This window comes from Thermogutta sp. (assembly GCF_014359955.1).
In the GTDB taxonomy this organism is placed as follows: domain Bacteria; phylum Planctomycetota; class Planctomycetia; order Pirellulales; family Thermoguttaceae; genus Thermogutta.
On record NZ_JACIYL010000895.1, the window covers coordinates 1 to 1,676 of the forward strand.

The following is a 1,676-nucleotide window of genomic DNA, read 5'->3' on the forward strand; positions in this document are numbered from 1 at the left end:
GCCGGACTTCCGGGAAACCTCACTGTCGTCGCCCCCGGGGGCTGCGGACCGGCGGGTGCTCAGGCCCTACTGATTCGGTTTTCAAGGTTGGAGGATTAGCCCCTCCGCACCGGGCACGACAGGCGCACTCCTCGTATCACTGGAGGAGACCTGGCTGTCAGGTTCGCTCGGCAATTCAGGTAGTCCGCGGGAGTGTGAGGCCCGACGAAAAAATGCGGGTCGTCAATGGTCGGTTTTTTGGCTCGTTGTGCGCCGACGGGGCACCAAGTGTGGCGGATCGGCGTTATTCCCAGCGTTGATACCAGGCAACGCCAGGGTGTTTCAATCGCTACGTATGGAAAGAGATCGCCAGAGGGCCCTGGTCTACGTGGCGGGATCATGCGATACCACCGGCACGACACGGCACGTGAGGGCTTTTCCAAGGACCAAAGAGTGGCCTGTCCGAAACAACTATTGTGGGGCGGCAAGCAGGGCGGAAACAGCGAAGGGCCTGCCACGGAACGGCTTTTCATGCAGGTTTGCCACGAGAACGGTCTCTCACCTCTCGCCCGCCGTTGAAAGCAGATAACGCAGGAAAACTGCGGAAACACACTTATTGTGCGGGATTCTATTTGCTATGGCACGGACCCTGGCGGTAGGATATACTTTGCCAGGGGAGAGAGCATGAACGCACCGTTGCATGTCCTTGGCCGTTGGTCGGGTCTGATGCGACGGTTTGGCAAAACTAAGATAGGATCAGGTTCGGCGGCTGTTTGACGAGAAGACCAGGGAACGACATCAGGGGAGTTGTGCAATGCAGATTCATGGACCCAGCCATATTCATGGAGCTCAAGCATTGAGTGGTCCGCATTTAAACCGGACCAATCAGGTTTCGAGCTTCCGAGAGAGCACGCCCATCCAGGATGAAGTGCAGATCTCGGAGTTGGGCCAGTTGCTGGATAAAGTCCATGAGCTGCCCGACATTCGGGCGGATCTTGTCGCCCGAATTCGACAGGAGATCGCGGCAGGGACGTATGAAACAGAAGAGAAGTTGAGCATTGCCCTGGATCGCCTGCTGGATGAAATCGGTTGATCGTGGCGGACTATCGCGTTTCTCCCATCGAACCGCCGGAACCTCCTCTTGTTCGCTTTGAGCGGTTCCTGCGTGCGCACGGCAAGCGGATGACCTCTCAGCGTCGCATCATTGTCACGGAGGTCTTCAGCCATCACGACCATTTCGACGCCGAAGACCTGATGGAGCACCTGCGGGAACGGATGAACTCGCGGGAGGTGAGCCGTCCCACAGTGTACAGGACGCTCGGTGAGCTGGTCGAAGCGGGGCTACTCAAACGGATGGTCATCCGCGATCGGTACGTGTATGAGCACGAATATGGCTATCCCGAGCACGACCATCTCTACTGCCAGGGATGCCACCAGCTTTTCGAGTTTCGCAGCGAAGCCCTCAGACACATTCGGGAAAGCGTGGCCCGGGAATATGATTTCGAGGCCATCACGCACCGCATGATGATCATCGGCTGGTGTTCTCAATGCCGGGCCAAGCGTGAAGCGGGGCAGTTGTCCGACGTGGACAATCCGACCCGCGCGCAACTGTGATAGAAGCAGGCGAAGAAAGTATCTCGCCTATTTTTTCGGAGCGAGAAACTCCGCGAGGATATCGATCTCCTCTTTTGTCAGCA

The 1,676-nt window shown here is 57.5% G+C and carries 2 protein-coding genes; both read left to right on the forward strand.

Annotated elements, in window-relative coordinates; genetic code table 11:
* The first annotated feature begins 793 nt into the window (after positions 1-793).
* Positions 794-1,072, forward strand: coding sequence for a flagellar biosynthesis anti-sigma factor FlgM (locus H5U08_RS17995; protein WP_297036285.1), 279 nt, complete (start codon positions 794-796; stop codon positions 1,070-1,072).
* Positions 1,073-1,074: 2 nt separating this feature from the next.
* The gene (locus H5U08_RS18000; protein ID WP_297036288.1) at positions 1,075-1,593 is read left to right on the forward strand and encodes a Fur family transcriptional regulator; all 519 of its coding nucleotides are present in this window, start codon (positions 1,075-1,077) and stop codon (positions 1,591-1,593) included.
* Positions 1,594-1,676 lie beyond the last annotated feature (83 nt).

Bases quoted from the DNA above. Each gene is read 5' to 3' on its own strand.
- H5U08_RS17995 (WP_297036285.1), top strand. From the start codon at position 794: ATGCAGATTCATGGACCCAGCCATATTCATGGAGCTCAAGCATTGAGT.